20 protein-coding genes are annotated in these 23,713 nt (G+C 66.1%); 6 read left to right on the forward strand and 14 right to left on the reverse strand.

What is annotated here, in order from left to right:
- Nucleotides 1–126 precede the first annotated feature (126 nt).
- The 3 genes from cobT (at nucleotide 127) to GKC28_RS13270 (ending at nucleotide 4,566) form a co-directional block, all read left to right on the forward strand.
- Nucleotides 127–2,004 (forward strand): cobaltochelatase subunit CobT, encoded by a 1,878-nt coding sequence (gene cobT, locus GKC28_RS13260; RefSeq protein ID WP_174147384.1) that lies wholly within the window; start codon nucleotides 127–129, stop codon nucleotides 2,002–2,004.
- Between the two features lie 367 nt (nucleotides 2,005–2,371).
- Complete coding sequence (locus GKC28_RS13265; RefSeq protein ID WP_174147385.1) at nucleotides 2,372–4,162, forward strand: aminopeptidase P family protein; 1,791 nt, start codon at nucleotides 2,372–2,374, stop codon at nucleotides 4,160–4,162.
- 62 nt (nucleotides 4,163–4,224) lie between these two features.
- Nucleotides 4,225–4,566, forward strand: a complete 342-nt coding sequence (locus GKC28_RS13270; RefSeq protein WP_174147386.1) for a DUF427 domain-containing protein — start codon at nucleotides 4,225–4,227, stop codon at nucleotides 4,564–4,566.
- 177 nt (nucleotides 4,567–4,743) lie between these two features.
- Here GKC28_RS13270 and GKC28_RS13275 read toward each other — a convergent pair whose 3' ends face one another.
- From GKC28_RS13275 to ftsW, 14 genes are all read right to left on the reverse strand, one after another.
- The gene (locus GKC28_RS13275) at nucleotides 4,744–4,935 is read right to left on the reverse strand and encodes a hypothetical protein (protein ID WP_174147387.1); all 192 of its coding nucleotides are present in this window, start codon (nucleotides 4,933–4,935) and stop codon (nucleotides 4,744–4,746) included.
- 195 nt (nucleotides 4,936–5,130) lie between these two features.
- Nucleotides 5,131–6,813 (reverse strand): chloride channel protein, encoded by a 1,683-nt coding sequence (locus GKC28_RS13280; RefSeq protein WP_174147388.1) that lies wholly within the window; start codon nucleotides 6,811–6,813, stop codon nucleotides 5,131–5,133.
- Between the two features lie 88 nt (nucleotides 6,814–6,901).
- Nucleotides 6,902–8,551 carry a DNA repair protein RecN gene (gene recN / locus GKC28_RS13285; protein ID WP_174147389.1) on the reverse strand — a complete coding sequence of 550 codons (1,650 nt, stop codon included), beginning with the start codon at nucleotides 8,549–8,551 and terminating at the stop codon, nucleotides 6,902–6,904.
- Nucleotides 8,552–8,578: 27 nt separating this feature from the next.
- On the reverse strand, nucleotides 8,579–9,427 hold the full coding sequence (locus GKC28_RS13290; RefSeq protein ID WP_174147390.1) for an outer membrane protein assembly factor BamD: 849 nt from the start codon (nucleotides 9,425–9,427) through the stop codon (nucleotides 8,579–8,581).
- Nucleotides 9,428–9,666: 239 nt separating this feature from the next.
- Entirely contained in the window at nucleotides 9,667–10,602 is a 936-nt protein-coding gene (gene lpxC / locus GKC28_RS13295; RefSeq protein WP_174147391.1) for a UDP-3-O-acyl-N-acetylglucosamine deacetylase, read from the reverse strand.
- Between the two features lie 211 nt (nucleotides 10,603–10,813).
- Nucleotides 10,814–12,550 (reverse strand): cell division protein FtsZ, encoded by a 1,737-nt coding sequence (gene ftsZ / locus GKC28_RS13300; protein WP_174147392.1) that lies wholly within the window; start codon nucleotides 12,548–12,550, stop codon nucleotides 10,814–10,816.
- Between the two features lie 386 nt (nucleotides 12,551–12,936).
- Nucleotides 12,937–14,271 carry a cell division protein FtsA gene (gene ftsA, locus GKC28_RS13305; protein WP_174147393.1) on the reverse strand — a complete coding sequence of 445 codons (1,335 nt, stop codon included), beginning with the start codon at nucleotides 14,269–14,271 and terminating at the stop codon, nucleotides 12,937–12,939.
- A 1-nt stretch (nucleotide 14,272) separates the two neighbouring features.
- Entirely contained in the window at nucleotides 14,273–15,166 is an 894-nt protein-coding gene (locus GKC28_RS13310; RefSeq protein ID WP_174147394.1) for a cell division protein FtsQ/DivIB, read from the reverse strand.
- Nucleotides 15,154–16,074, reverse strand: a complete 921-nt coding sequence (locus GKC28_RS13315) for a D-alanine--D-alanine ligase (RefSeq protein WP_174147395.1) — start codon at nucleotides 16,072–16,074, stop codon at nucleotides 15,154–15,156. Before GKC28_RS13315 ends, GKC28_RS13310 begins: the two co-directional genes overlap by 13 nt.
- Nucleotides 16,075–16,368: 294 nt before the next feature.
- Nucleotides 16,369–17,292: a UDP-N-acetylmuramate dehydrogenase gene (gene murB / locus GKC28_RS13320; RefSeq protein ID WP_174147396.1), complete on the reverse strand. Its 924-nt coding sequence runs from the start codon at nucleotides 17,290–17,292 to the stop codon at nucleotides 16,369–16,371.
- A gap of 126 nt (nucleotides 17,293–17,418) precedes the next feature.
- Nucleotides 17,419–17,673 (reverse strand): DUF2484 family protein, encoded by a 255-nt coding sequence (locus GKC28_RS13325; protein ID WP_174147397.1) that lies wholly within the window; start codon nucleotides 17,671–17,673, stop codon nucleotides 17,419–17,421.
- A gap of 4 nt (nucleotides 17,674–17,677) precedes the next feature.
- Complete coding sequence (murC, locus tag GKC28_RS13330) at nucleotides 17,678–19,075, reverse strand: UDP-N-acetylmuramate--L-alanine ligase (RefSeq protein WP_174147398.1); 1,398 nt, start codon at nucleotides 19,073–19,075, stop codon at nucleotides 17,678–17,680.
- Between the two features lie 5 nt (nucleotides 19,076–19,080).
- Nucleotides 19,081–20,172, reverse strand: coding sequence for a UDP-N-acetylglucosamine--N-acetylmuramyl-(pentapeptide) pyrophosphoryl-undecaprenol N-acetylglucosamine transferase (locus GKC28_RS13335; protein ID WP_174147399.1), 1,092 nt, complete (start codon nucleotides 20,170–20,172; stop codon nucleotides 19,081–19,083).
- 25 nt (nucleotides 20,173–20,197) lie between these two features.
- A complete protein-coding gene (gene ftsW / locus GKC28_RS13340; RefSeq protein ID WP_174147400.1) occupies nucleotides 20,198–21,364 on the reverse strand; it encodes a putative lipid II flippase FtsW in 1,167 nt (388 codons plus the stop codon).
- Between the two features lie 236 nt (nucleotides 21,365–21,600).
- Between ftsW and GKC28_RS13345 the strand changes: the two genes are divergently transcribed.
- The 3 genes from GKC28_RS13345 (at nucleotide 21,601) to GKC28_RS13355 (ending at nucleotide 23,597) form a co-directional block, all read left to right on the forward strand.
- Entirely contained in the window at nucleotides 21,601–22,782 is a 1,182-nt protein-coding gene (locus GKC28_RS13345) for an NAD(P)/FAD-dependent oxidoreductase (RefSeq protein WP_174147401.1), read from the forward strand.
- A gap of 66 nt (nucleotides 22,783–22,848) precedes the next feature.
- Entirely contained in the window at nucleotides 22,849–23,142 is a 294-nt protein-coding gene (locus GKC28_RS13350) for a putative quinol monooxygenase (protein WP_174147402.1), read from the forward strand.
- A gap of 5 nt (nucleotides 23,143–23,147) precedes the next feature.
- Nucleotides 23,148–23,597 (forward strand): MarR family winged helix-turn-helix transcriptional regulator, encoded by a 450-nt coding sequence (locus GKC28_RS13355; protein ID WP_174147403.1) that lies wholly within the window; start codon nucleotides 23,148–23,150, stop codon nucleotides 23,595–23,597.
- The last annotated feature ends 116 nt before the right edge of the window (nucleotides 23,598–23,713 follow it).

The following is a 23,713-nucleotide window of genomic DNA, read 5'->3' on the forward strand; positions in this document are numbered from 1 at the left end:
ACCCGCCCCCCACGGGGCGGGCGCTTCTCGCCCACCCCGCCGGGCCGGCCGCTGCCCTATCCGCAGCACACTCGCTGGACTTTCAATCAGGCAAGGGCGATGCTGACTGGCGGAAAAGGTGCGACCATGAAAAAGCCGAACGATAACCCAGCCGATCCGTTCAAGAAGGCCCTGTCTGAGGCCACCAAGGTGATGGCCAATGACCCGGAGCTGACGGTCAGCTACACGGTCGACCCCTCGGGCCTGTCGGGTGACACCATGCGGCTGCCGCAGGTCTCCCGCCGGATGACCCGCGAGGAAGTGCTGCTGGCCCGCGGCACCGCCGACGCGCTGGCGCTGCGCCACAAGTTCCACGACGACGCCACCCACGCCAAATACGTGCCGCAGGGCGAAATGGCCCGCGATCTGTATGAGGCGATGGAAACCGCCCGCTGCGAGGCGATGGGCGCCCGCCACATGCCCGGCACCGCGTCCAACATCGACGTGAAGATCCGCAACGAGTCGATCCGCCGCGGCTATGACCAGATGAAGTCCTCCTCCGAGGCGCCGCTGGCGGCGGCCGCGGGATATCTGGTGCGCCATCTGGCAACCGGGCGCGAGCTGCCCGAGGGCGCGGGCAACATCATGGAGCTGTGGCGCGGCTTCATCGAATCCCAGGCCGGCGGCACGCTGGAGAACCTGGACGAAACCATTGCCGATCAGGCCGCCTTCGCCAAGCTGGCGCGGCAGGTGATCTCTGATCTGGGCTATGGCGACCAGCTGGGCGACGACCCGGATGAGCTGGACGACGACGCGGGCGACGAGGCTGAGGACAGCGCCGAGGAGCAGCAGGACCCGGACAGCACCGGCCAGGACGATAGCGAGGAGGAGCAGGCCGACGCTTCCCCCGAGCAGAGCCAGGAGCAGCAGCAGGACGAAAGCCAGGCCCAGGTCTCAATGGACGAGATGGCTGATGATGATCTGGCCGAGGACACCGAGATGCCCGACGGCGAGGCGCCGCTGGAACCGCCTGCCCCGCCGCCGGTCTCCGACGCCGACCCGGACTACAAGGTGTTCCTGGATGCCCATGACGAGGAAATCAACGCCGAGGAGCTGGCCGAGCCGGCCGAGCTGGAGCGCTTGCGCGCCTATCTCGACCAGCAGCTGGAGCCGCTGAAGGGCGCAGTCTCGCGGCTGGCGAACAAATTGCAGCGCCGCCTGCAGGCGCAGCAGAACCGCAGCTGGGAGTTCGACCGCGAGGAAGGCATCCTGGATGCCGGCCGTCTGGCGCGGGTGGTTGCCAACCCGACCACGCCGCTCAGCTTCAAGGTCGAAAAGGACACCGAGTTCCGCGACACCGTGGTGACGCTGCTGCTCGACAACTCCGGCTCGATGCGCGGCCGCCCGATCTCCATCGCGGCGATCTGCGCCGATGTTCTGGCCCGCACGCTCGAGCGCTGCAACGTGAAGGTTGAGGTTCTCGGCTTCACCACCCGCGCCTGGAAAGGCGGCATGGCGCGCGAGGCCTGGCTGAACGACGGCCGTCCGCAGCAGCCCGGCCGCCTCAATGACCTGCGCCACATCATCTACAAGGCCGCCGACGCCCCGATGCGCCGCACACGCACCAATCTGGGCCTGATGATGAAAGAGGGCCTGCTGAAGGAGAACATCGACGGCGAGGCGCTGGAATGGGCGCACCGGCGGATGGTGGCGCGGCGCGAGGCCCGCAAGATCCTGATGGTGATTTCCGACGGCGCGCCGGTGGATGATTCGACGCTGTCGGTGAACCCGGCGAACTATCTGGAGAAACACCTGCGCGACGTGATTGCCATGGTGGAAAAGCGCAAGCAGGTGGAACTGCTGGCGATCGGCATCGGCCACGACGTTACCCGCTATTACCAGCGCGCGGTGACGATCACCGATGTTGAGCAGCTGGCCGGGGCGATGACAGAGCAGCTGGCCGCCCTCTTTGACAGCGACCCGCGCGCCCGCGCCCGCGTCATGGGCATCAAGCGCGCCAGCTGATCCCGCACCGGAAACGGCCAGGGCGCGCTCCCGCGCTTTCAGCCTGCATCAATGATGCCGCCCTCAGCCTTGGGCGCCGCCGCGCGCTGATGCGCGCGGCGGCGCCGGATGCCTGTATCCGGCGCTTGGCCCAACGGGCCGCAGGGCATCTTGGATGCGCCAAGGCCGGGCGGGAGCGCGCCCCGGGTTAAGCGTCTCCTGTTCGTTCCGTCAGGTCCCGGCAAATCTCTCTGCCGCCGCCCTTGCCAGCAGCAGGGCGATTTGGGACAAGAAGGGGCGCGCGGCTGCTCAGCCCCGCGCCTTTTCTTTGCCGCGGCCACCGGGATTTCCCCTGCTGCCGCCCCGCCCTTCTGCAGGAGAGACGCCGATGTACCAGACCTTCGATGTGACTGCCCGCCCGGAACAGGGCCCGCCGTGGCTGGCCGCCCTGCGCAAGGAACTGGCGGCGGAAGGTCTCGACGGCTTCCTGGTGCCCCGCGCCGACGCGCATCAGGGCGAATACGTGGCGCCGCATGACGAGCGCCTGTCCTGGCTCACCGGTTTCACCGGCTCCGCGGGCTTTTGCGCAGTGCTGCAGGGCATTGCCGGCGTCTTCATCGACGGCCGCTACCGCACCCAGGTGAAACGTCAGGTGGCGGCGGACTACACGCCGGTGCCCTGGCCCGATGTGCAGCTGGCGGACTGGCTGAAGGAACAGCTGCCCAGTGGCGGCAAAGTGGGCTTTGACCCCTGGCTGCATGCCGCCGGACAGATCACCTCGCTTGAAAAGGAGCTGAAGGGCAGCGGCATCACCCTGGCGCAATGCGAGAACCTTGTGGACCGGATCTGGGAAGACCAGCCCGCCCCGCCGATGCAGCCGGTGGCGGCACACCCGCTGGACTACGCAGGCGAAAGCGCCGCAGACAAATGCGCGCGGCTGGCCAAGGACCTGCGTGAAGCCGGACAGGCGGCAGCGGTCATCACCCTGCCCGACAGCATCATGTGGCTGTTGAACATCCGCGGCAGCGACGTGGCCCGCAATCCGGTGGCGCATGGCTTTGCCATCCTGCACGGCGACGCGCGGGTGGACCTGTTCATGGCGGCGGAGAAGCTGGCAGGGCTGCAGGGCCATTTCGACAGCTCCGTCACCGTGCACCCTCCCGAGGACTTCCTCAAGGCCGCCGGGGCGCTCAACGGCTCCGTCGCCGCTGATTCCGGCACCGTGCCGCAGATCGTGGCCGATGCGCTTGGCGAACGGCTGGTGCCCGCAGGCGACCCCTGCGCCCTGCCCAAGGCCCGCAAGAACGCAGCCGAGATCGAAGGCAGCGCGGCTGCCCATCTGCGCGACGGTGCCGCCATCGTGGAGATGCTGGCCTGGCTGGATGCGCAGGCCCCCGGCACCATCACTGAGATAGATGTGGTGAAGAAGCTGGAAGGCCTGCGCAGCGAAGATCCGGCCCTGCGCGATATCAGCTTTGAAACCATCGCAGGCACCGGCGAGAACGGCGCCGTCATGCACTACCGCGTGACCGAGGAGACGGATACACGGCTGGAGGACGGCCACCTGCTGGTGATGGACAGCGGCGGCCAGTATCTGGACGGCACCACCGACATCACCCGCACCATCGCCATCGGCCCCCCCGGCGCGGAGGAGCGCGCCGCCTTCACCCGCGTGCTGCAGGGCATGATCGCCATGTCCCGCCTGCGCTGGCCCAAGGGGCTGGCGGGCCGCGACATCGAATGCATCGGCCGGATGCCGCTGTGGCTGGCCGGGCAGGATTTCAACCACGGGCTCGGCCACGGCGTCGGTGCCTACCTCAGCGTTCATGAAGGACCGCAGCGGCTCGCCCGCACCAGCCATGTGCCGCTGGAGCCCGGGATGATCCTGTCGAATGAGCCCGGATACTACCGGGAGGGCGCATTCGGCATCCGCATCGAGAACCTTCTGGTTGTTGAGACCGCCCCGGCCCTTGACACCAGCGACCCGGAGCGCGACATGCTGTGCTGGCGCACGCTCACCTTTGCCCCGGTCGACCGGCGGCTGGTGAATGCCTCCATGCTGACAACAGACGAAAAAGACTGGCTCAACAGCTATCACCAGGAGGTTCTGGCAAAAATCGGCCCGCTGCTCAGCCCCGCCGCAAAGGCGTGGCTTGATGCCGCAACCGCCCCCTTGTGACACGGCAGTGTTACATAGGCTGAACACAAGACGACACGAACGAAGAGAATGGGAAAACACGCATGACCACTATCCGCATCCGCAAGGCCGAAGGCACCTGGACTGTCCGCTCTGGCGGCGCCGTATTGGGGGAGACCGCCAATGCACTGGAGCTGTCCGAGGGCGATCTGGATCCGGTCATCTATTTCCCGCGCGAAGACATTGCGATGGCGTTCCTGGACCGCACCAGCAAGACCACCCATTGCCCGCACAAGGGCGACGCCAGCTACTTCTCGATCGCCAACAAGTCTTCGGTGACGGAAAACGCCGCCTGGAGCTATGAGGATCCCCAGGGAGAGGTGGCGGAGATCAAGGGCCACCTGGCTTTTGTGCTCAGCGATTCCGTCAAGGTGGAGCAGGTCTGAGCAAGCCCGCCGGCTGCGGTGCCGCCCCTGCGGCGCCCCGCCAGAGGGCGGGCAGTCTGAAACATCCCGCACCGGCGCCCTGGCGCCGGTGTTTTATTTGCGGGGCCGCGCAGAACAGCAGCGGCTATCTGCCGCTGCAAGCAGCGCCCGCTTATTGCTGCAAAAGGCTTGGGAGCGTCAGGTGAGCACGGCCCGGCTGAGGTTCTGTCTGGCTTGCTCCAGAGAGTCGCCTGCGCCGAGAATGTCCGTTTCCCGCGCGCACTGAATCGCGTAGTTGATCACCGCTTCCAGTGCCGCCCGCTCGTTTTCCCGCTCTTCTGCCTTGTGTTTCGCACCAGCCTCTTGCGGGCCAGTTTCGAAGTTTCGCATTTTGTTGCCTGCCGATGTGAGTGTTTTTGCGGTCTTCTCACGTAATGTGCAGCCAGACTTTGATGCAGGGCAATGCACAGATTAATTAAACCTTAACCTGTAGCGGAAATCTCACATATCCGGGGAGCGCCGGGGAAAGTTTCCCCTAAACCGCCACGGGTTTGCGCGGGCAGAATCGCAACCCTGCCGCCAGCCCTACCGGTGCTCCTCAGCTGCGGTGGCAGCCAGGGCGCGGTTGTAGGCCTTCAGCGCATCCACATGATACAGCGCGCCAATGACCTGCTCCCTGCCGCCGTCCTCCATCACCACTGGCAGATAGGCCGTGTCCGCCCGGTCGAACACCGGCATCGCCGCCTCCAGCGAGGCGGCGGCGCGGACGCAAAGCCCCTCCTCCGCCAGCGCCTCGCAATCCTCCAGGCTGGCGCAGCGGCTGTCGCCCATCGGCCGCATCACCGCGCCTGCCCGGATCATCCCCAGCAAATAGGCCTGCGGCCCGGCGGCGCAGTGGATGTCGCGCCGCTCCAGCTGGGTCAGGAAGAAGGAGCGGTCCACCATGCGCGACGCCAGCGCGGTGGACATGGAGACCGATACCATCACCGCCAGGCCAATCTGCCAGTCGCCGGTCAGCTCGAACACGATGAGCGTGGTGGAGATCGGCGCCCCCAGAACCGCGGCGGCTACCGCCCCCATGCCGGCAAAGGCATAAAGCGTGTGGGTGCCCGACACATCCGGCAGCACCGAGGTCGCAATCAGCCCGAACGCCAGCCCGGTCAGCGCCCCGATCATCAGAGAGGGCGAAAACACCCCGCCGCCCATGCGCCCGCCCATGGTGATTGCCACGGCCGCAGTCTTGACCACGGTGAACACCACCGCCTGCCCCAGCAGCAGCCCGCCGGTCAGCGCCAGCACGGTGGTTTCATAGCCGACGCCGATGACATGCGGGAACCACACCGCAATCATGCCCAGCATGGCGCCGGACACCGCAGGGCGCAGCCAGCGCGGCAGCGACAGGCGCTGCTGCACCGCGTTGCCCACCTTGTCGGCAAAGAAGATCGCCCGCATCAGCGCCACTGCCACCAGGCCGCAGATCAGGCCGAGGATCAGGAAGGCGGGCAGCTCCACATAGAACTGCAGCGCGCCTGGCGTGTTGAGAGTAAATTCGGTCACGTCGCCGTATTCCAGCCGGTTGATCACGGTGCCAGCAACCGAGGCCACCACGATCGGTGCAAAGGCGTTGACGGAGAAATGCCGCAGCACCACCTCCATCGCAAACAGCGCCCCCGCGATGGGGGCGTTGAAGCTGGCAGAGACACCCGCGGCCACCGCACAGCCCAAGAGGTCGCGCCCGGTGATGCCGTCAGCGTTGATCCGGTTGCTGACCCAGGTGGAAATCACACCCGCCAGATGCACCACCGGCCCTTCCCGCCCGGTAGAGCCGCCGGTCGACAGCGTGATGAAGGATGCCAGCGCCGAGGCCAGGCCCTCCTTGTGCTCAACCCGGCCGTCATGCAGCGCAGCGCCTTCGATCACGTCGGCGACCGAGCGCACCCGCGCATCCGGCGTGAACCGGTCGAGGATCACCCCCACCACCAGCCCGCCGCCGGCAGCGATGCTGACCAGCACATACCAGGGCAGCCCTTGCGCATAGGAATGCAGGTAATTGACATCCGGCGCGCCATAGACCCAGGCCTGCAGCGCCGCGATCCCCTTGCGGAAGAACAGCGCGGCAAAGCCCGCGGCGATGCCGATCAGCAGCGCGATCAGCCAGAACTGGAACTGGCTGGGGCCGCGGTGGCGCAGCACCCGCCAGATGTCCTTGAGGCCGGCCAGCCATTGCAGGAGCATTGCGGAAAGGGATCTGCGGATTTCTTCTACCATACTTGTCAGCGGGTCTTTTTGTCTTTTGCGGCTCCTTGCTGCCACATCCCGGTTAAAGAACCCTCACCCAAGCCATGGAAGCGGCGGATCATCCGGCCAGCAATGCGCGGGCCGCGGCACGGGCCTCTTCGGTGACGGTATCTCCGGACACCATCCGGGCAAGCTCGTCCACCCGCTCGGCTTCGGCCAGCGGCACCACCTGCGACAGGGTCATGCCGTCAACCACCTGCTTGCGCACCTGCCAGTGATGGCCGCCAAGGGCTGCAACCTGCGGCGAGTGAGTCACCACCAGCACCTGTCCGCCGCCCGCAAGACTGCGCAGACGGCGGCCGACGGCATCCGCGGTGGCGCCGCCGACTCCGCGGTCAATCTCGTCAAAGATCAGCGTCTTGCTGGAATCTTCGCCCCGCAAGCAGACCTTCAGCGCCAGAAGGAACCGGCTCAACTCGCCGCCGGAGGCAATCTTGTTCAACGGGCCTGCCGGCGCGCCGGGGTTGGTGGCAACGGTAAAGGCCACCGCATCCATGCCTTCCGGGCCCGGCTCTGCCGTGGTGATGCGGGTCTCGAACACCGCCCGCTCCATCTTCAGCGGCGCCAGTTCCGCCATCACCGCCTGGTCCAGCGCCGCGGCGCTTTGGCGGCGCACCGCGCCCAGTTGCTTGGCGGCCTCCGCATAGGCCGCTTCCGCCGCTTTCAGCGCAGCTTCCTGATCGGCCAGTTCCTGGTCTCCCGCATCCAGTGCCGCCAGCTTGGCGCGCAGGGTTTCCGCATAGCCTGCCAGCTCATCCGGCTGGACATCATGCTTGCGCGCGAGGCCCCGGATCGCAAACAGGCGCTCCTCGCAGTCCTCCAGTTCACCGGGATTGAAGTCGAGGCTGTCCAGCACCCGTTCGACCCCGTCCTGGGCTTCGCCCAGTTCGATCATCGCCCGGCTGAGGGCCGCCAGCGGCTCATCCAGCCCGCCCTCGGCCTCCTGTCCCGCAACCCCTTCCAGCCAGCGCTGCGCCTCGCCCATGGCGCTCTCGGCGCCCTCGCTGAGGAGCGCATGGGCGCGGGCGATGTCGCCGCGGATGCGCTCTGCCGCCTGCATCTGGCGGCGGCGGGTATCCAGCGCCTCATCCTCGCCGGGCTGCGGGTCCAGCTTGTCCAGCTCCCCGACCGCGTGGCGCAGGAATTCCTCCTCTGCCCGCACCGCCTCCAGCGCGGCCCGGGTCGCCGCCACCGTCTTGCGTGCCTTCGCGGCCGCGCTCCAGGCGCTGCGCACCTGTGCAAGCAGGTCCTGCACTCCGGCATACTGATCCAGCAGCGCCAGGTGCCCGCGCGGATTGAGCAGCCCCCGGTCGTCATGCTGGCCGTGCAGCTCCACCAATGTCTCCGACAGCGCCCGCAGCACCTCGCCCGAGCAGCGGCGGTCGTTGACCCAGGCGGTCTTGCGCCCCTCAGCGGTGTTCACCCGGCGCAGGATCAGCTCATTGCCGCCCGGCAGCCCGGCTTCCTCGAGGATGGCATGGGCCGGATGGCCCTCGCCCAGTTCGAACTCGGCCAGCACCTCGCCCTGCTTGGCGCCCTGGCGCACCAGCTCAGCACGGCCGCGCCAGCCCAGCACAAAGCCAAGACTGTCGAGAAGAATGGATTTCCCTGCCCCGGTCTCGCCGGTCAGCACATTCAGGCCGGGCTGAAAGTTCAGCTCCAGGTGATCGATGATCAGGATATCGCGGATATCAAGCGCGCGCAGCATAGCCCCGCCCCATTGCCGCGGCGGCCGTTACAGCCACCGCCCCTTGATCGTCTGACGGTAAATCTGGCTCAGCCAGTTGTTGCCGCGGTCCTTGGGCTTGAGCCCGTTTGCGGTCAGCAGCCTGTAGCTGTCCTCATACCAGTCGGTGGACTGGAAGTTATGGCCAAGAATGGCCCCGGCGGTCTGCGCTTCTGCGGTCAGACCCAGCGACAGATAAGCCTCGACCAGGCGGTGCAGCGCCTCCGGCGTGTGGCTGGTGGTCTGGAAATCCTCCACCACCACCCGGAATCGGTTGATCGCAGAGGTGTAATGGCCGCGGCGCAGATAGTAGCGGCCGATCTCCATCTCTTTGCCCGCCAGATGGTCAAAGGCCAGGTCGAATTTCAGGATCGCCGAGTTGGCGTATTCGCTGTCCGGGTAGACCTCGATCACGGTGCGCAGCGCCTGCAGCGCCTGGAAAGTCAGCCCCTGATCGCGGCCGACTTCGTCGATCTGGTCGTAATAGCTCAGCGCCAGCAGATACTGGGCATAGGCCGCATCCTCATCCGCCGGGTAGAAGTCGATGAACCGCTGCGCCGCGGCGCGGCTGTTTTCGTAGTCCTTGATCTGATGATAGGAAAAGGCCTGCATGATCACCGATTGCTTGGCCCATTCGGAATAGGGGTACAGGCGCTCGATCTCGGCGAAGTAATAGACCGCATCCTTGGGACGCCGGTTGGCCAGTTCGAACTCGGCCCGCTCATAGATCTGATCGGGCGGGAAGGCTTCGACAGACTCGCCGCGCTTCACCGCGCCGCCGTCGCCGCCGCAGCCAGCAAGGGCCGCCATCAAAAGCACCGCGCCGAGGGTTTTGGCTCCCGCCCAGATGCCGTTCATTATGCCTCACCTCACCGTCGTTGCCTTACGGGTGTCCGCCCCGGTTATGCCGTCTCTAGCATATTCAAATGGCGCGCAAAACGCCTTTCGCCACTTCCGTCCTCACTTGGCAGAGAAAGCCGGCAATGGTCAAGACCGGCCGGCAGCGCGGGACCGCATCTGCGGTCATACCCGCGGTAAAAGACCCGGGACAATCACGTCCCGGGCCAGTCTGTCCGCTCGTTCTTTGGTTTTCTGCCTTATGCCACGCGGCGCTGCTCGGCCGGGATTTCCGACCAGATCAGCCCCTGCCCCGGCAGCCGTGCGGTCATCGCTGCATCGCAAGCGACGGCCCGGACCGCACCCGGCTCCGCAAACAGGGCCCGCAGCAAGGTGTTGGTCAGCGCGTGCCCCGCGCGCTCGCCAACATAGCGCCCCAAGATCGGCCCCCCGGCCAGCGCCAGATCGCCCAGCGCGTCCAGCATCTTGTGGCGTACAGGCTCGTCCGAGTGGCGCAGGCCCGCGCCGCTCTCGACCCGTTCTCCGTCAAACACAACGGCGTTCTCGCCGGGCACACCGCCCAGGGCCAGGCCGTTGGCCTGCATTGCCTCGACATCTGCCTGGCGGCAGAAGGTGCGGCTGTCGCACAGCTCACGCGCAAAGCTGCCGTTGCGCATGTCCAAGGACTTGCTCTGGCGGCCGATGGCCGCCTCGGCAAAGTCGATGTGGAATTCAATGGTCAGCCGGTCGCTGGGCAGCAGGGTGGCGCGGGCGCCGTCCTTCTCGACCGTTACCGGCTTCAGAATTTCGTAGGCAATGATCGGCGCATCCTGGCGCTGCACGCCGTGCTGCATGATGCCGCGCACGAACGGGGCGGAGGAGCCATCCGCGATCGGCACTTCCGGGCCGTCGATTTCAATCAGCGCGTTGTGCACGCCGCAGCCGGCCAGCGCCGCCATGATGTGTTCGACAGTGGAGACGCTGACGCCGGCCTCATTGACCAGACGGGTGCAGAGCGGGCTGCGCTCAACCAGGTCCCAGCGGGCCGGAACCAGGGTATTGCCCAAGGCGATGTCGGTGCGCTTGAACACGATGCCATGCCCGGCCGGAGCTGGGATCAGTACCATGCGTGCGGGTTTGCCGGAATGCAGGCCGGCCCCTTCGAATGCCACCGATGCTTTGAGCGTGTTCTGCACGTTGCGCCTCGTCTCACTGTTTCCGGCCTCGGGGGCCGTGTTGCGGATGAGAGTTAAGGTTTTGCTCAAAAACGCACAACTCAATCTTTGTAACGGATTGAAACATGGTTGTAACAGCTCGGCAAAACACCGCTCAGAACACACCAAGCACCTGTAAACAAAAAAGAAAAAGCCGCCCGAAGGCGGCTTTTGAAGCGTGATATGTGAAGCGTCAGTTGGCCTGGCGGCGCAGGAACGCGGGGATTTCGATGCGCTCCTGGTCTGGATCGGCCTGCTGCTGCTGCGCCGGCTGCGGCTGGGCCGCCGGTGCATGCGCGTGCATGGACGGCTGCTGGCGCACCGCCTGCGGCTGCTGTTTGGCGGCAGGGGCGTCGTTGCTGCCGGTCATCCGGTGGATCAGCGAGTTGAGGCCGAAACGGCGCTGCCCTTCGGGCTGCTGCTGGGCCTGTTGCTGATGTTGTTGCTGCGGAGCCTGGGCAGCAGGCGCCGCCGGGCGCATCGGCTGCTGGGCCTGCGGCTGCTGAGCCTGGGGCTGCTGCACCCGCTGGGCTGCAGCCTGCAGACGCTCCAGCGCTTGCGGCGACGGGGTGCCCGGTGCCGGCGCCTTGGGGGCAACGAAGGCAGCTTGCGGGGTTTCCGCGACATCCGCCTGCGGGCGGAATTCCGGCACCTGCGGCTGGTACGCCGGGGGCGGCAGGCCGTCGTCGGCCATCCGCTCCACGGGTTCCACGACGTCTGCCACCAGATCCTGATCCGCAGCCTGCTGCGTGTTCATCTCTTCGAACAGCGACGGTTCTTCCAGAGCCGCGGCGGCGGCAGGCGCCTCTGCTGCGGTGGCAGGAGCCGCGGCCTCTGCGGCTGCGGGCTGCTGGACCGGGGTTTCCAGCTCCAGCGGCGCGGCGCGGTTTTCCTCGACGCTGACGGTCTGGCGCAGCGGTGCCGACATCGGGCGGCGCGGCACCGGCATATCAGTGTTCACGTCGGTTGCGTCGATGCCCGTGGCCACGACGGAGACCCGCATCTTGCCTTCCATGCCGGTATCAAGGGTGGAGCCGACGATGATGTTGGCATCCGGATCCACTTCCTCGCGGATGCGGTTGGCGGCTTCGTCCAGTTCGAACAGGGTCAGGTCGTGGCTGCCGGTGATGTTGATCAGCACGCCCTTGGCGCCCTTGAGGCTGATTTCGTCCAGCAGCGGGTTGGCAATCGCCTTCTCGGCGGCCTGGACCGCGCGGTCCTCGCCCTCGCCCTCGCCGGTGCCCATCATCGCCTTGCCCATCTCGTCCATCACCGCCCGGACGTCGGCAAAGTCGAGGTTGATCAGGCCCGGGCGGACCATCAGGTCGGTCACGCCTTTGACGCCCTGGTACAGCACGTCATCGGCCATCGAGAACGCCTCGGTGAAGGTGGTCTTCTCGTTGGCGAGGCGGAACAGGTTCTGGTTCGGGATGATGATCAGCGTGTCGACCACCTTCTGCAGCGCTTCGACGCCGGCCTCGGCCTGGCGCATCCGCTTCAGGCCCTCGAACTGGAACGGCTTGGTGACAACACCCACGGTGAGCACGCCAAGTTCGCGTGCGGCCTGCGCGATGATCGGCGCCGCGCCGGTGCCGGTGCCGCCGCCCATGCCCGCTGTGATAAAGCACATATGCGCGCCCGCCAGGTGATCGACGATCTGCTCGATGCTTTCCTCGGCGGCGGCGGAGCCCACCTGCGGACGGGCGCCTGCGCCCAGGCCTTCGGTGACCTTGATGCCCAGCTGCACCCGGCTCTTGGCCGAGCTTTGCTGCAGCGCCTGTGCGTCGGTATTGGCCACGACGAATTCGACGCCATCCAATTCCTTGGCGATCATGTTGTTGACGGCATTGCCGCCCGCGCCGCCGACACCGAACACGGTGATCTTCGGCTTCAACTCTTCATTCCCGGGCATTGAAAGGTTCAACGTCATGCTCATACCGCCTGTGTTACCTGCCCTTCCCGCAAAGGGCTTATTCCTGTCCTATTCACCATAATCTACCGCGGAGAGGGTGTTTCGTCATCCCAAAAAGCACGACGACCCACAAAATAAGGCCTCATTCTAAGGCAAAAACCGCGGTATTTCGCCGTCCCTAGCAGATATTGCGGATTGAGCACAAGCCACACACAACAAATCCTCCCCAGCCGCAAAATCGCTCTGCGGAGAGGGTCGGTTCCGAGATTTGGCTGGCCACTGCCCGGCCTGCTGAATCGCCGCGTTTGCCGCGGGCGTTAACGGCAGACTAACGGGTCAGGAGGGCGCTGTCACGCCCTCTTTGCCCGTTCCGGCTGAATTGATTTGCCCGCTTGCGCCCTGCTCTACCAGTTTTCGCGGAACCAGCGCACGGCGCGGCCCAGGGTGCCCGCCGGATGGCGGCTGGCGGGCATGTCGAAGTCCCACCACTCATCCTGCGGATGGGCCGCGAACAGGCACAGGCCCACGGCTGACGCAAAGCCCGGCCCGGTTGCCGACTGCGGCAGGCCGTGAACGCGCAGCGGGCGGCCCAGGCGCACCTGCTGGCCCAGGATCCGGCTCGCCAAGCCATCCAGCCCCATGATCTGGCTGGAGCCGCCGGTCAGCACGATCTGCTGGCTGGGCAGGTATTCGAACCCGGCCGCATCCAGCCGCGCCCGCACCTCTTCCAGGATCTCCTCGACACGGGGGCGCATGATGCCGATCAGCTCGGCCCGGCTGACGGTGCGCCGGTCGTGCTCCCAGTCGCCGGTGTCGCCGCCGATGTCGATGATTTCGCGGTCGTCGGCGCCGGTGGCATGCACCCCGCCGTTGAAGGTCTTGATCCGCTCCGCATTGGCCATCGGAATGCCCAGCCCCATCGAGATGTCGCTGGTGATATGGTCGCCGCCCAGGCGCACCGCGTCGGCATAGATCATGTGCTTCTTCATGAAGATCGAGATCGAGGTGGCGCCGCCGCCCATGTCGATGCAAGCCGCGCCCAGCTCCTGCTCATCCTCGACCAGCGCCGAAAAGCCGGAGGCATAGGCCGAGGAGGCAATCCCCGCCAGCTCCAGATCGCAGCGCTGGATGCAGCGCACCAGGTTCTGCACCGCGATGGCATCCACCGTCAGCATGTGCATGTCGACTGCCAGCGTCTGCCCCATCTGGCCGCGCGGATCGCCCAGGCCGGAGCGGTTGTCGAGCGCGAAATTCACCGGCTGCGCATGCAGCACCTCGCGGCCCGCCCCGTATTCCGGCACTTCGCAGGAGGCCAGCACCTGCGCCACCTCATGCTCGGAGACCACCTGACCCTCCAGGTCCAGCTTGGCATCCAGCCCGTAAGAGCGCGGATTGGCACCGGAGAAACAGGCGATCACGTGATCGACCCGCACCTCCGCCATCTTCTGCGCCGCCTGCACCGCAGTGCGGATCGCACGCTCGGTCTCCTGCATGGCGTTGATTTCGCCGAACTGCACCCCGCGCGAGCGGGTTGTCGCGGCGCCGATCACCCGGAACCCCGACTGCCCGGCCAGGGCGCCGATGGAGCCGTCCTCGCTGAGCCGCCCGGTGCCGTCAAAGCGCAGCACCAGGCAGGCGATCTTGGAACTGCCCACGTCCAGGATCGCGACCACGCCGCGCTGCATCGCCTGGCGCCGCATCTGCCGCATCGCCCGCTGCGATTGATAAAGATCTGTCATGTTACTGCCCGCCCCCGTTCAACTGCCGGATCCGCCACCAGTTTTCCACTGAGTTCTCGGTCATCCGCACGGTGGGGCGCCCAGCCAGACGCATATCCACCGCTGCCACATCGCGTTCCAGCAAATCCTGTACTTCACTGACCGCCAGCACCCGCTCCAGCGCCCGGACCGGATTCTGCGCGGGCAGCATGATGCGCTGCTTGCGGTCCAGCACCACGTCCCAGCGCCGTTCGCCGACACGCACCAGCCCGCGCAACCGCGGTCCCAGCGGTTTTGCCGCCGCAAACAGCCGCAGCGCCTGCTCCGCATGCTTGGCCGCCCCCTTGCCCGCGATCAGCGGCAGGTCCGGGTGCAGGCTGCGGCGGCCCAGCTCGGCCACGTGAATGCCGTTTTCGTCCAGCAGCGCCAGCCCCTCGCGGCTGCGCCAGATCAGCGCCGGCTCGCGCTCCTCGACATCGACCTGCAGGATGCCGCCGGGGCGGATCCTGACGCTGGCGGTCTTCACCGGGTCCAGGCCGGTGATCACGTCGCGGATCTGCTCCAGATCCAGATCGAAGGAGCTGACCGGGAAATCCACCGGCACCACCTCGCGGATGTCGCGCGCCACGCTGGCGCCGGCGCCGTCCACCGCCATCACCTTGACCATGAACTCCGGCCGCTCCTGGATCGCGGCGCGGGCGTCATTGTAAAGCCCCACCAGACCCGCGCGCCGGGTCTCGTCGGCCAGATAGGCGCTGCCCGCGGCAAAGATCAGGCAGAACGGCACCCCGAAGCGCAGGCCGAAGCGGATGCCCGGCGTCAGCATCCAGCGCTGCAGACGGTACTTCAGCCGCGACGGCGCCGGGTCGCACCGACCCTCCTCCGGCTTGCGGAACCAGCCTCTCAGCGGTTGCATGAGGCATCCTCCACCATCCAGGCGCAGAGCTGGCCGAAAGTCATCCCGCAATGGGCCGCCTGTTCCGGCGCCAGCGAGGTCGGCGTCATGCCGGGCTGGGTGTTGGTCTCCAGGAGCACCAGACCGCTGGCGCCGCGGGCCTCATCCCAGCGGAAATCGGTGCGGCTGACACCGCGGCAGCCCAGCACCTCATGCGCCCTCAGCGCGTACTCCAGGCACAGGTCGAAGATTTCCCGCGGCACGTCGGCGGGCAGCACATGGCGCGAGCCGCCCGGCTTGTACTTGGCGTCGTAGTCATACCAGCCGTCGGTCAGGATATCCGTGACGGTCAGCGCCCGGTCGCCAACCACGGTGGTGGTCAGCTCGCGCCCCGGCGCATAGGTCTCCACCATTACCTGCTGCGGCATTTCCTCCGACAGCTGCGGCGGGCCGTTGGCGGCCTCATGCACGATATAGATACCAACGCTGGAGCCCTCGTTGTTGGGCTTCACCACATAGGGCGGCGCCATCACATGGCCGGCGCTCACCTCGTCCTTGGCAAACAACCCGCTCTCGACCACCGGCAATCCGGCGGCGCGGTAGACCTCCTTGGAGCGCTGCTTGTCCATCGCCAGCGCCGAGGCCAGCACCCCGGAGTGGGTATAGGGGATCTGCAGCCATTCCAGCACGCCCTGAGCGCAGCCGTCCTCGCCCCAGCGCCCGTGCAGCGCGTTGAACGCCACATCCGGTTTGATTTCCAGAAGGCGCGCATGCAGGTCGGCGCCTGCATCCACTTCAACAACCTCGAACCCCTCACCGCGCAGCGCCGCCGCGCATTCACGGCCGCTGGACAGCGATACCTCGCGTTCGGCTGACGGTCCGCCCATCAGCACCGCGACTTTCGGGAGTGCCCTGCTCGACTTACTCACCACGAAGCGCCTCAATATATGCGGGGCTTTGCGCCCCTGTTTCTTAGGGCCTGCAACAGACCCGTTTTATCTCTTTGCGCCGGCTTGCCGCCGGCTGATGCGTGCAGGGCGTTGCGCCCCTTAATCCGGCAGTGCATTGCCGCCTCTCCGGCACCCTAACGCCCGAAGTCTTACCGGGATGTTAACAATGCCTTTACCACGGTTAAGTAATCACGCTTCCCAAGCCCGCTCCGGGGCGACAGTCCACCTCAGGCTGCGGCCGGACAAACCTTTGTCAGCGCAGGGGTTTTCCGGTCATTCGGGAAGCGGATCACCAATCCGCATGATTTCCCACTCTAGCGTGATGCCGGAATCTTCGTAAACCTTTTTCCGCACATCTTCGCCCAGCCCCTCCAGATCTGCGGCAGTTGCGCCACCGGTGTTGATCATGAAGTTGGAATGCTTCTCGCTCATCTGGGCGCCGCCGCGGCGGGCGCCGCGCATGCCGGCATTGTCGATCACCTTCCACGCCTTCAGGTCATGCACGTCATCGGCACGGCCGGTGGAGGAAAACCCCGCCGGGTTGCGGAAGGTGGATCCGGCCGAGCGGTCCTTGGTCGGCTGGGTCTCGTCCCGCTTCTGCAGCTGCGCTTCCATGCGCGCGTGCAGCTCCGCCGGGTCGCCCTTCGGCCCGCGCAGGGTGGCAGAGACCAGCACCGCGCCCTCCGGGAACGCCGTCTGGCGGTACTGAAAATTCAGCTCCTCAGCGGTGATCTCGCGGACCTCGCCCTCGCGGGTGACGATGGTGGCCGACACGAATACATCAGCGGTATAGCTGCCGTAGCAGCCCGCGTTCATCCGCACCGCGCCGCCGATGGAGCCGGGAATGGTGCGCAGGAAAGTGAGGTCTATCCCTGCATCCGCTGCGCGTTTCGCAACATGCGCGTCCAGCGCCGCTGCACCCGCAGTCACGGTGCCGCCGTCTGCCTCGATACTGTTGAAGCCGCGGCCCAGCCGGATCACCACCGCCCGCATGCCGCCGTCGCGCACGATCAGGTTGGACCCCACGCCCATCGGGAACACCGGCACCGCCGGGTCGAGCTGGCGCAGGAAATCCGCCAGGTCATCAATGTCGGCAGGCTGGAACAGATGCTCCGCAGGCCCGCCGACCCGCAGCCAGGTCAGATCCGCAAGATCGCGGTTGGGAGTCACCTTCCCCCGGATACCATTCAAGTTCATGTCGCCCGTCCCTCGCAGCTTTGCCGCAAGCCTCTAGCAAGGAAGCATACAGCAAGACAATGCGTCAGTCGCTATTGCTAACGGTGGTATTTTGCCATCCCGCCCGGAATTTCCGGATCGGCACGATCACTTCCCCGCGCTTGCAACCCGCCGCAGCCAGCGCCCGAAGTACAGCACCGGCCAGCGCAGCACCGACATCCCCGCCACGAGCACCGCCAGCCCCCACCAGGGGCCGTTTTCATAGGTGACATATCCCAGCAGCGGGATGCCCAGCGCAATCAGCACATAGGCGCGCCGCCAGTGATTGTCGCGGCTGGGCAGCATCGCCAGCACGTTTGCTGCCAGCGCCCAGACGGCGGCGAGGGTCAGCGACAGCGTCATCGCCCTAGCGCTCCAGCCGTTCCGGCAGGCCGTTGGCCCAGGTGCTGATGGTGCCGGCGCCGAGGCAGACAACCATGTCGCCGGGCCTTGCCTGCTCGCGCACCAGGCGCTCCAGGTCTTCTTCGTTCAGGATGGCGCGGGCATGGCGGTGGCCGTGGCGGATCAGCCCCTCGACCAGATCATCGCGGCTGGCGCCCTCGATCGGCTCCTCGCCGGCGGCAAACACTTCGGCAATCGCCACCACGTCGGCCTCGTTGAAACAGGCGCAGAAATCGTCGAACAGGTTGGACAGGCGCGAGTAGCGGTGCGGCTGATGCACCGCGATCACCCGGCCCTCGCAGGCCTGGCGCGCCGCCTTCAGCACCGCGGCGATTTCCACCGGGTGGTGGCCGTAGTCGTCGATTATGGTGACGCCATTCACTTCGCCCACCTTGGTGAAGCGGCGGTTCACGCCGCCGAAGTTGGCCAGCGCCTCGCGGATTTCGGTGCTGTTCATGCCCAGGTGCCGCGCCACCGCAACGGCGGACAGGGCGTTGGAGACATTGTGGTCCCCCGGCATCGGCAGGGTGCAGCCCTCGATCACCCGGTCCTCGGCCTGAAGCACCACGTCGAAATGGGCGACCCCCGCCTTGTAGGTCAGGTTCACCGCCCGCACGTCAGCCTGGGCGTTGAAGCCATAGGTCACCACGCGGCGGTCGGAGATCCGGCCCACCAGCGCCTGAACCTCGGGATGGTCGGTGCAGCAGACCGCGACACCGTAGAACGGGATGTTGGAGACAAACTCCAGGAAGCCGTCGCGCAGCGTGTCGAAATCGCCCCAGTGCTCCATATGCTCCGGGTCGATATTGGTCACCACGGCGATGGTCGCGGGCAGCCGGTTGAAGGAGCCATCGCTCTCATCCGCCTCGACCACCATCCATTCGCCCTGCCCCATCCGCGCGTTGGAGCCATAGGCGTGAATGATGCCGCCGTTAACGATGGTCGGATCAAAGCCGCCGGCCACCATCAGTTCGGCCATCATGGTGGTGGTGGTGGTCTTGCCGTGGGTGCCGGCGATGGCGACGTTGGACTTGAGCCGCATCAGCTCCGCCAGCATGTCGGCCCGGCGCACCACCGGCAGGCCGCGCAGGCGGGCCTCGTCCAGTTCCGGGTTGCCCGGTTTGATCGCCGAGGAGATCACCACAACCGCGGCCTCCTCCAGGTTCTCCGCCTTCTGGCCCACGAAGATGCGCGCGCCCAGCTTCTCCAGCCGCTGAGTGATCTTGGAGGATTTCAGGTCCGAGCCCTGCACCATGTAGCCGAGGTTCAAGAGCACCTCGGCGATGCCCGACATGCCGATGCCTCCGATACCCACAAAATGGATCGGGCCGACGTCACCGGGCAGTTTGGTTGCAGGGTTCATAACGTTTATCCTTCCTCGGCCAGCTGTTCCACCAGTGCCGCCAGACGTTCGGCGGCATCGGGAACCCCGGCGCTCAGTGCAGCGGTTGCCATCTGCGCGGCAGCCTGCGGGTTACTCAGAATCGCGCCCATATGCTCTGCCAGCACCGGGATATCAAGGGCGCTTTCGGGAATCATCACGGCAGCATTGGCATCCACCAGCCCGCGGGCATTGGCGGTCTGGTGGTCGCCTGCGGCAGCAGCAAAGGGGATCAGGATCGACGGCCGTCCGATGATCGAGATATCGGCGACCGAAGACGCGCCGGAGCGCGAGATCACCAGCTGCGCCTCCGACATGCGGGCGGGCACATCGGTAAAGAACGTCTGCACATCGGCGTTGATGCCGTGCTCGGCGTAGAAGGAACTGACCCGCTCCAGGTCATCCTCGCGCGCCTGATGCGACACCCGCAGGTGCCGGCGGATATTCTCCGGCAGCACCGCCACCGCGGCGGGCACCACGTCGGACAGGATGCGCGCGCCCTGGCTGCCGCCCATCACCAGCAGCGACATCGGGTAATCCCCCGGCGGAATATAACCGGCACCGGCCCGCTCCTTCACAGCACCCCGCACCGGGTTGCCCACATGCTCATGCGCGACCCCGTCCGGCAGGGTGGTCGGCCAGGTGCCGCAGGCGACGCCCGCGACGCGGGTGGCAAAGATCTGATTGACGCGCCCCAGCACGCCGTTCTGCTCATGGATCATCCGCGGCAGTTTCAGAAGCGTCGCCGCCCCCAGCGCCGGGATCGACGGGTAGCCGCCGAAACCGATGACCGCATCGGGGCGATCACTGCGCATCTGCATCGCCATCGACAGGACCCCGCCAGCAATCTTCGGCGCCACCAGCGCCTTGGCCAGCAGCCCGCCGCGGGCAAAGGTGGCAGAGGACACCTGCGAGATTTCAACCGCGCTGGGGAAGGAGGCTGTGTAGCGCGCACCGCGCGCATCGGTCGACAGCTTCACCCGCCAGCCGCGCGCCAGCATCATCTCGGCCAGCGCCTGTGCAGGAAACATATGGCCGCCGGTTCCGCCGGCAGCCATCAAGAGCAATTTCTGTGCCATCGCAGCGGGTCTCTTTTCTCTCTCGTCAGCGGCCGCGGCCGTTCAGGTAATCGGCAATCCCGCCCTGCGGGCGCGTCCGGGTAAAGGCCAGGAGCATACCTACCGCGATCCCGGTGGCAATCAGCGAGGATCCGCCGTAGCTGACAAACGGCAGGGTCATGCCCTTGGCGGGCAACAGCCGCACCGCAACACCCATGTTGATCATCGCCTGGACGCCGAACATGCACACGAGGCCAGTGCCTGCGAGGCGGATAAAAGTATCGCGCTCGCGCATCAGCCTAAACAGCGAGCGCACCACGATCGAGGCGTAAAGCACGATCAGCACCGCCACCAGCACCAGCCCGTATTCCTCTGCCGCCACGGCGACGATGAAATCGGTGTGGGCATCCGGCAGCGACCATTTCACCTGCCCTTCGCCGACGCCGACCCCGAACAGCCCGCCCTCGCGGATCGCGTTGGTGGCATAGCCCAGCTGGGTGGTCGGATCGACATCGGGGTTAAGGAAGCCGTCGATGCGGCGGGCGAAATGCTCCGAACTGTTATAGGCAAAGACGCCGCCCATCACGACCACAGCCGCCATGCACACAAGCAAAAGCATCGGCGCCCCGGCCACAAAATACATCACCCCCCAGCCGAACAGGATCAGACTCGCCTGGCCGAAATCCGGCTGCAGAACCAGCATCATCACCACCATCATGCACAGCGCGAAGGACATCAGCGTGCCCGGCGGGCCGTTGATCTGCTGGCTGGCGGCGATCATCCAGGCGGCAACCACGATGAAACCGGGCTTCAGAAACTCCGAAGGCTGCAGCGAGGCAAAGCCCAAGCTGTACCAGCGCACCGCGCCCTTGCCGAAATCGGTGCCGAAAATCGGCAGGAAGGCCAGCGCGACAAAGGCCACGGCAAAGCCCAGCACCGCCAGCCGCCGCACCAGCGTGGGCGACATCACCGAGGTCATCAGCATCGCGACCAACGCCGTCAGCCCGAACACCGCCTGCCGCTGCACATAGTGGAAATTGCCAAACCCGTTGCGCTCTGCCAGCGGAACCGAGGCCGCCAGCCCCAGCAAGAGCCCGATCACGAACAGCATCAGGATGCAGGACATCGTCCATTTATCCAGCGTCCGCCACCACTTGGGAAGAATCGGCTCACCAGCCTGCACGGGAACCGCGCCATAGACCATCTCAGTCATGGGAATACCGCCACTATATGCCTCGTTCCGCCCCATTTTTCGGGGTCTCAAGGAAACTGTAACGAAACGTGAGCCGCGGCGCCAGAAAAAGAACACAGTTCGGCAAGAATCCACCGCCCGCGCCGCGGTCTGTCTTGACAGGCGGGAAGCTGCCCGCGTGGCGGCGGCCTTCCGCCAGCCGGTGCCTGTCCGGGCTTCCCCTTGCGCCGCCGGCGGTTCCGTGGTGGATGCGCGCCATGCGGATAAACACCCTGATTCTCGGCGCCGGCGCGGCCGGCATGATGTGCGCGCGCTACTCCGGCGGCAGCACTTTGGTTATCGACCACGCCAAGGCGCCGGGCGAGAAGATCCGCATCTCCGGCGGCGGCCGCTGCAATTTCACCAACATGTATGCGGAGGCGAAGAACTTCCTCTCCGCCAATCCGCATTTCTGCAAGTCGGCGCTGGCCCGCTACACCCAGTGGGACTTCATCGGATTGGTGGACCGCCACGGCATCGCCTGGCACGAGAAAACCCTGGGCCAGCTGTTCTGCGACGGCTCCTCCAAGCAGATCATCGCCATGCTGGTTGAGGAGATGGCGCAGGCCGGCGCGGACCTCTGGCTGCACACCTCCGTCGAGGCGGTGGAGCGGACCGCGGACGGCTACATGGTCAAGCTCCTGCGCGAGGGCAAGCCGCAGAGTGTCACCTGCCGCAACCTGGTGCTGGCCACCGGCGGCAAGTCGATCCCCAAAATGGGCGCCACCGGCCTTGCCTATGACCTCGCCCGCCAGTTCGGGCTGGAGCTGACCGAGACCCGCCCGGCGCTGGTGCCCTTCACCTTCCCGGACGGGCGTTTCCAGCCGCTAGCCGGCGTCTCCCTGCCCGCGCGGCTGTCGAACACCCGCACCTCGTTTGACGAGGCGCTGCTGTTCACCCACCGCGGCCTCTCCGGCCCGTCGGTGCTGCAGCTTTCCTCCTACTGGCGCGAGGGAGAGGAGATCACCGTGAACCTGATCCCGGAAACGCCGCTCTTCGATCTCCTGCGCGAACAGCGCCAGGCCGAGGGCCGCCGCGACCTGACCACCGAGCTCTCCCGCCACCTGCCAGGCAAGCTGGTGGACTTCCTTGCCCCGCAACTGGGCCTCAAGGGCCGTCTCGCCGACCAGTCCGACGCCGCGCTATCCGCGCTGTGTGAGGCGCTGCAGACCTGGCATCTGCTGCCCGCAGGCACCGAGGGCTACCGCACGGCGGAAGTCACCCTGGGCGGCATCTGCACCGATGGCCTGTCCTCCAAGACCATGGAGGCCAAGGCCGCCCCCGGGCTTTATGCGATCGGTGAAGCAGTGGATGTGACCGGCTGGCTCGGCGGCTTCAATTTCCAATGGGCCTGGGCGTCGGGCCATGCCGCGGGCACAGCAATCGCCGCCGGCAGATGACGCCGGCTTGACTTTGGACGCGGGACCGCCCATTTAGTTACCATGATAACATAAATGGAGCCTATGATGACCAGCCCCTTTCAACTCGTCGCCAAGATCACCCCGAAACCCGAGCACATGCAGGATGTCCGCCAAAGCCTGCTGGATGTTCTGGAGCCGACCCGCGCTGAAGCCGGCTGTCTGAAGTTCCGCCTTCTCGAAAGCCGCGACGGCACTTGCTTTTACTTGGACGAAGAATGGGCCAGCGACGACGCCTTGGCAGCGCATTACGCAACAGATTACATCACCCCGATCTTTGCCAAATACGAGGACTGGCTGGCGGAACCGGTAGAGATCCACAAGATGACTGCCCTGGCCTGACCCTTATGTTCTTCCTCAAGGAACTGCCATCGCAGCAGATGGTCGGCACTTACGCCGAAATCTACGGCGCCGATCCTGCACATATCACCAGCGCGCTCTTGATGATGCGCCGTGCCAGCCTGCTGATCCGCAGGCTTGATGCCTATTTTGCCGCGCATGGCCTGTCGCAGCTGCGCTTTCTGGTGCTGATCGTTATTGACCGGGAACCTGAACGCAAGTCGCTGACGCCGAATGAGATAGCCAGCCGCATTGATGTGTCAAAACCGGTCATGACACGCACCCTGCAATCCCTGCAGCAGGACGGGCTGATCAGCCTTGCGGCCAGCCAGACCGACAAGAGATCCAAAGAAGCCGCGCTGACAGCGGAAGGGCGGCAGCAGCTGCAAGATGCCCTCCCCGGTTATTTCAGGATTCTGTCGGAAGAAATGGCCCGGCCGCCCGACGCCGGGGGTTGAGCCTCCAGCCTGCTGCCTGGGGATTTTCCGCTTCGGAGCCGCCTTCGCTTGGGCACAGACGGCCGGGGAGGACGGGCGGGGCCAAGGGAAATCGCGGAGGCTCAGCCGCAGGCGGA

It is taken from the genome of Leisingera sp. ANG59 (assembly GCF_013317235.1).
Lineage (GTDB): Bacteria > Pseudomonadota > Alphaproteobacteria > Rhodobacterales > Rhodobacteraceae > Leisingera.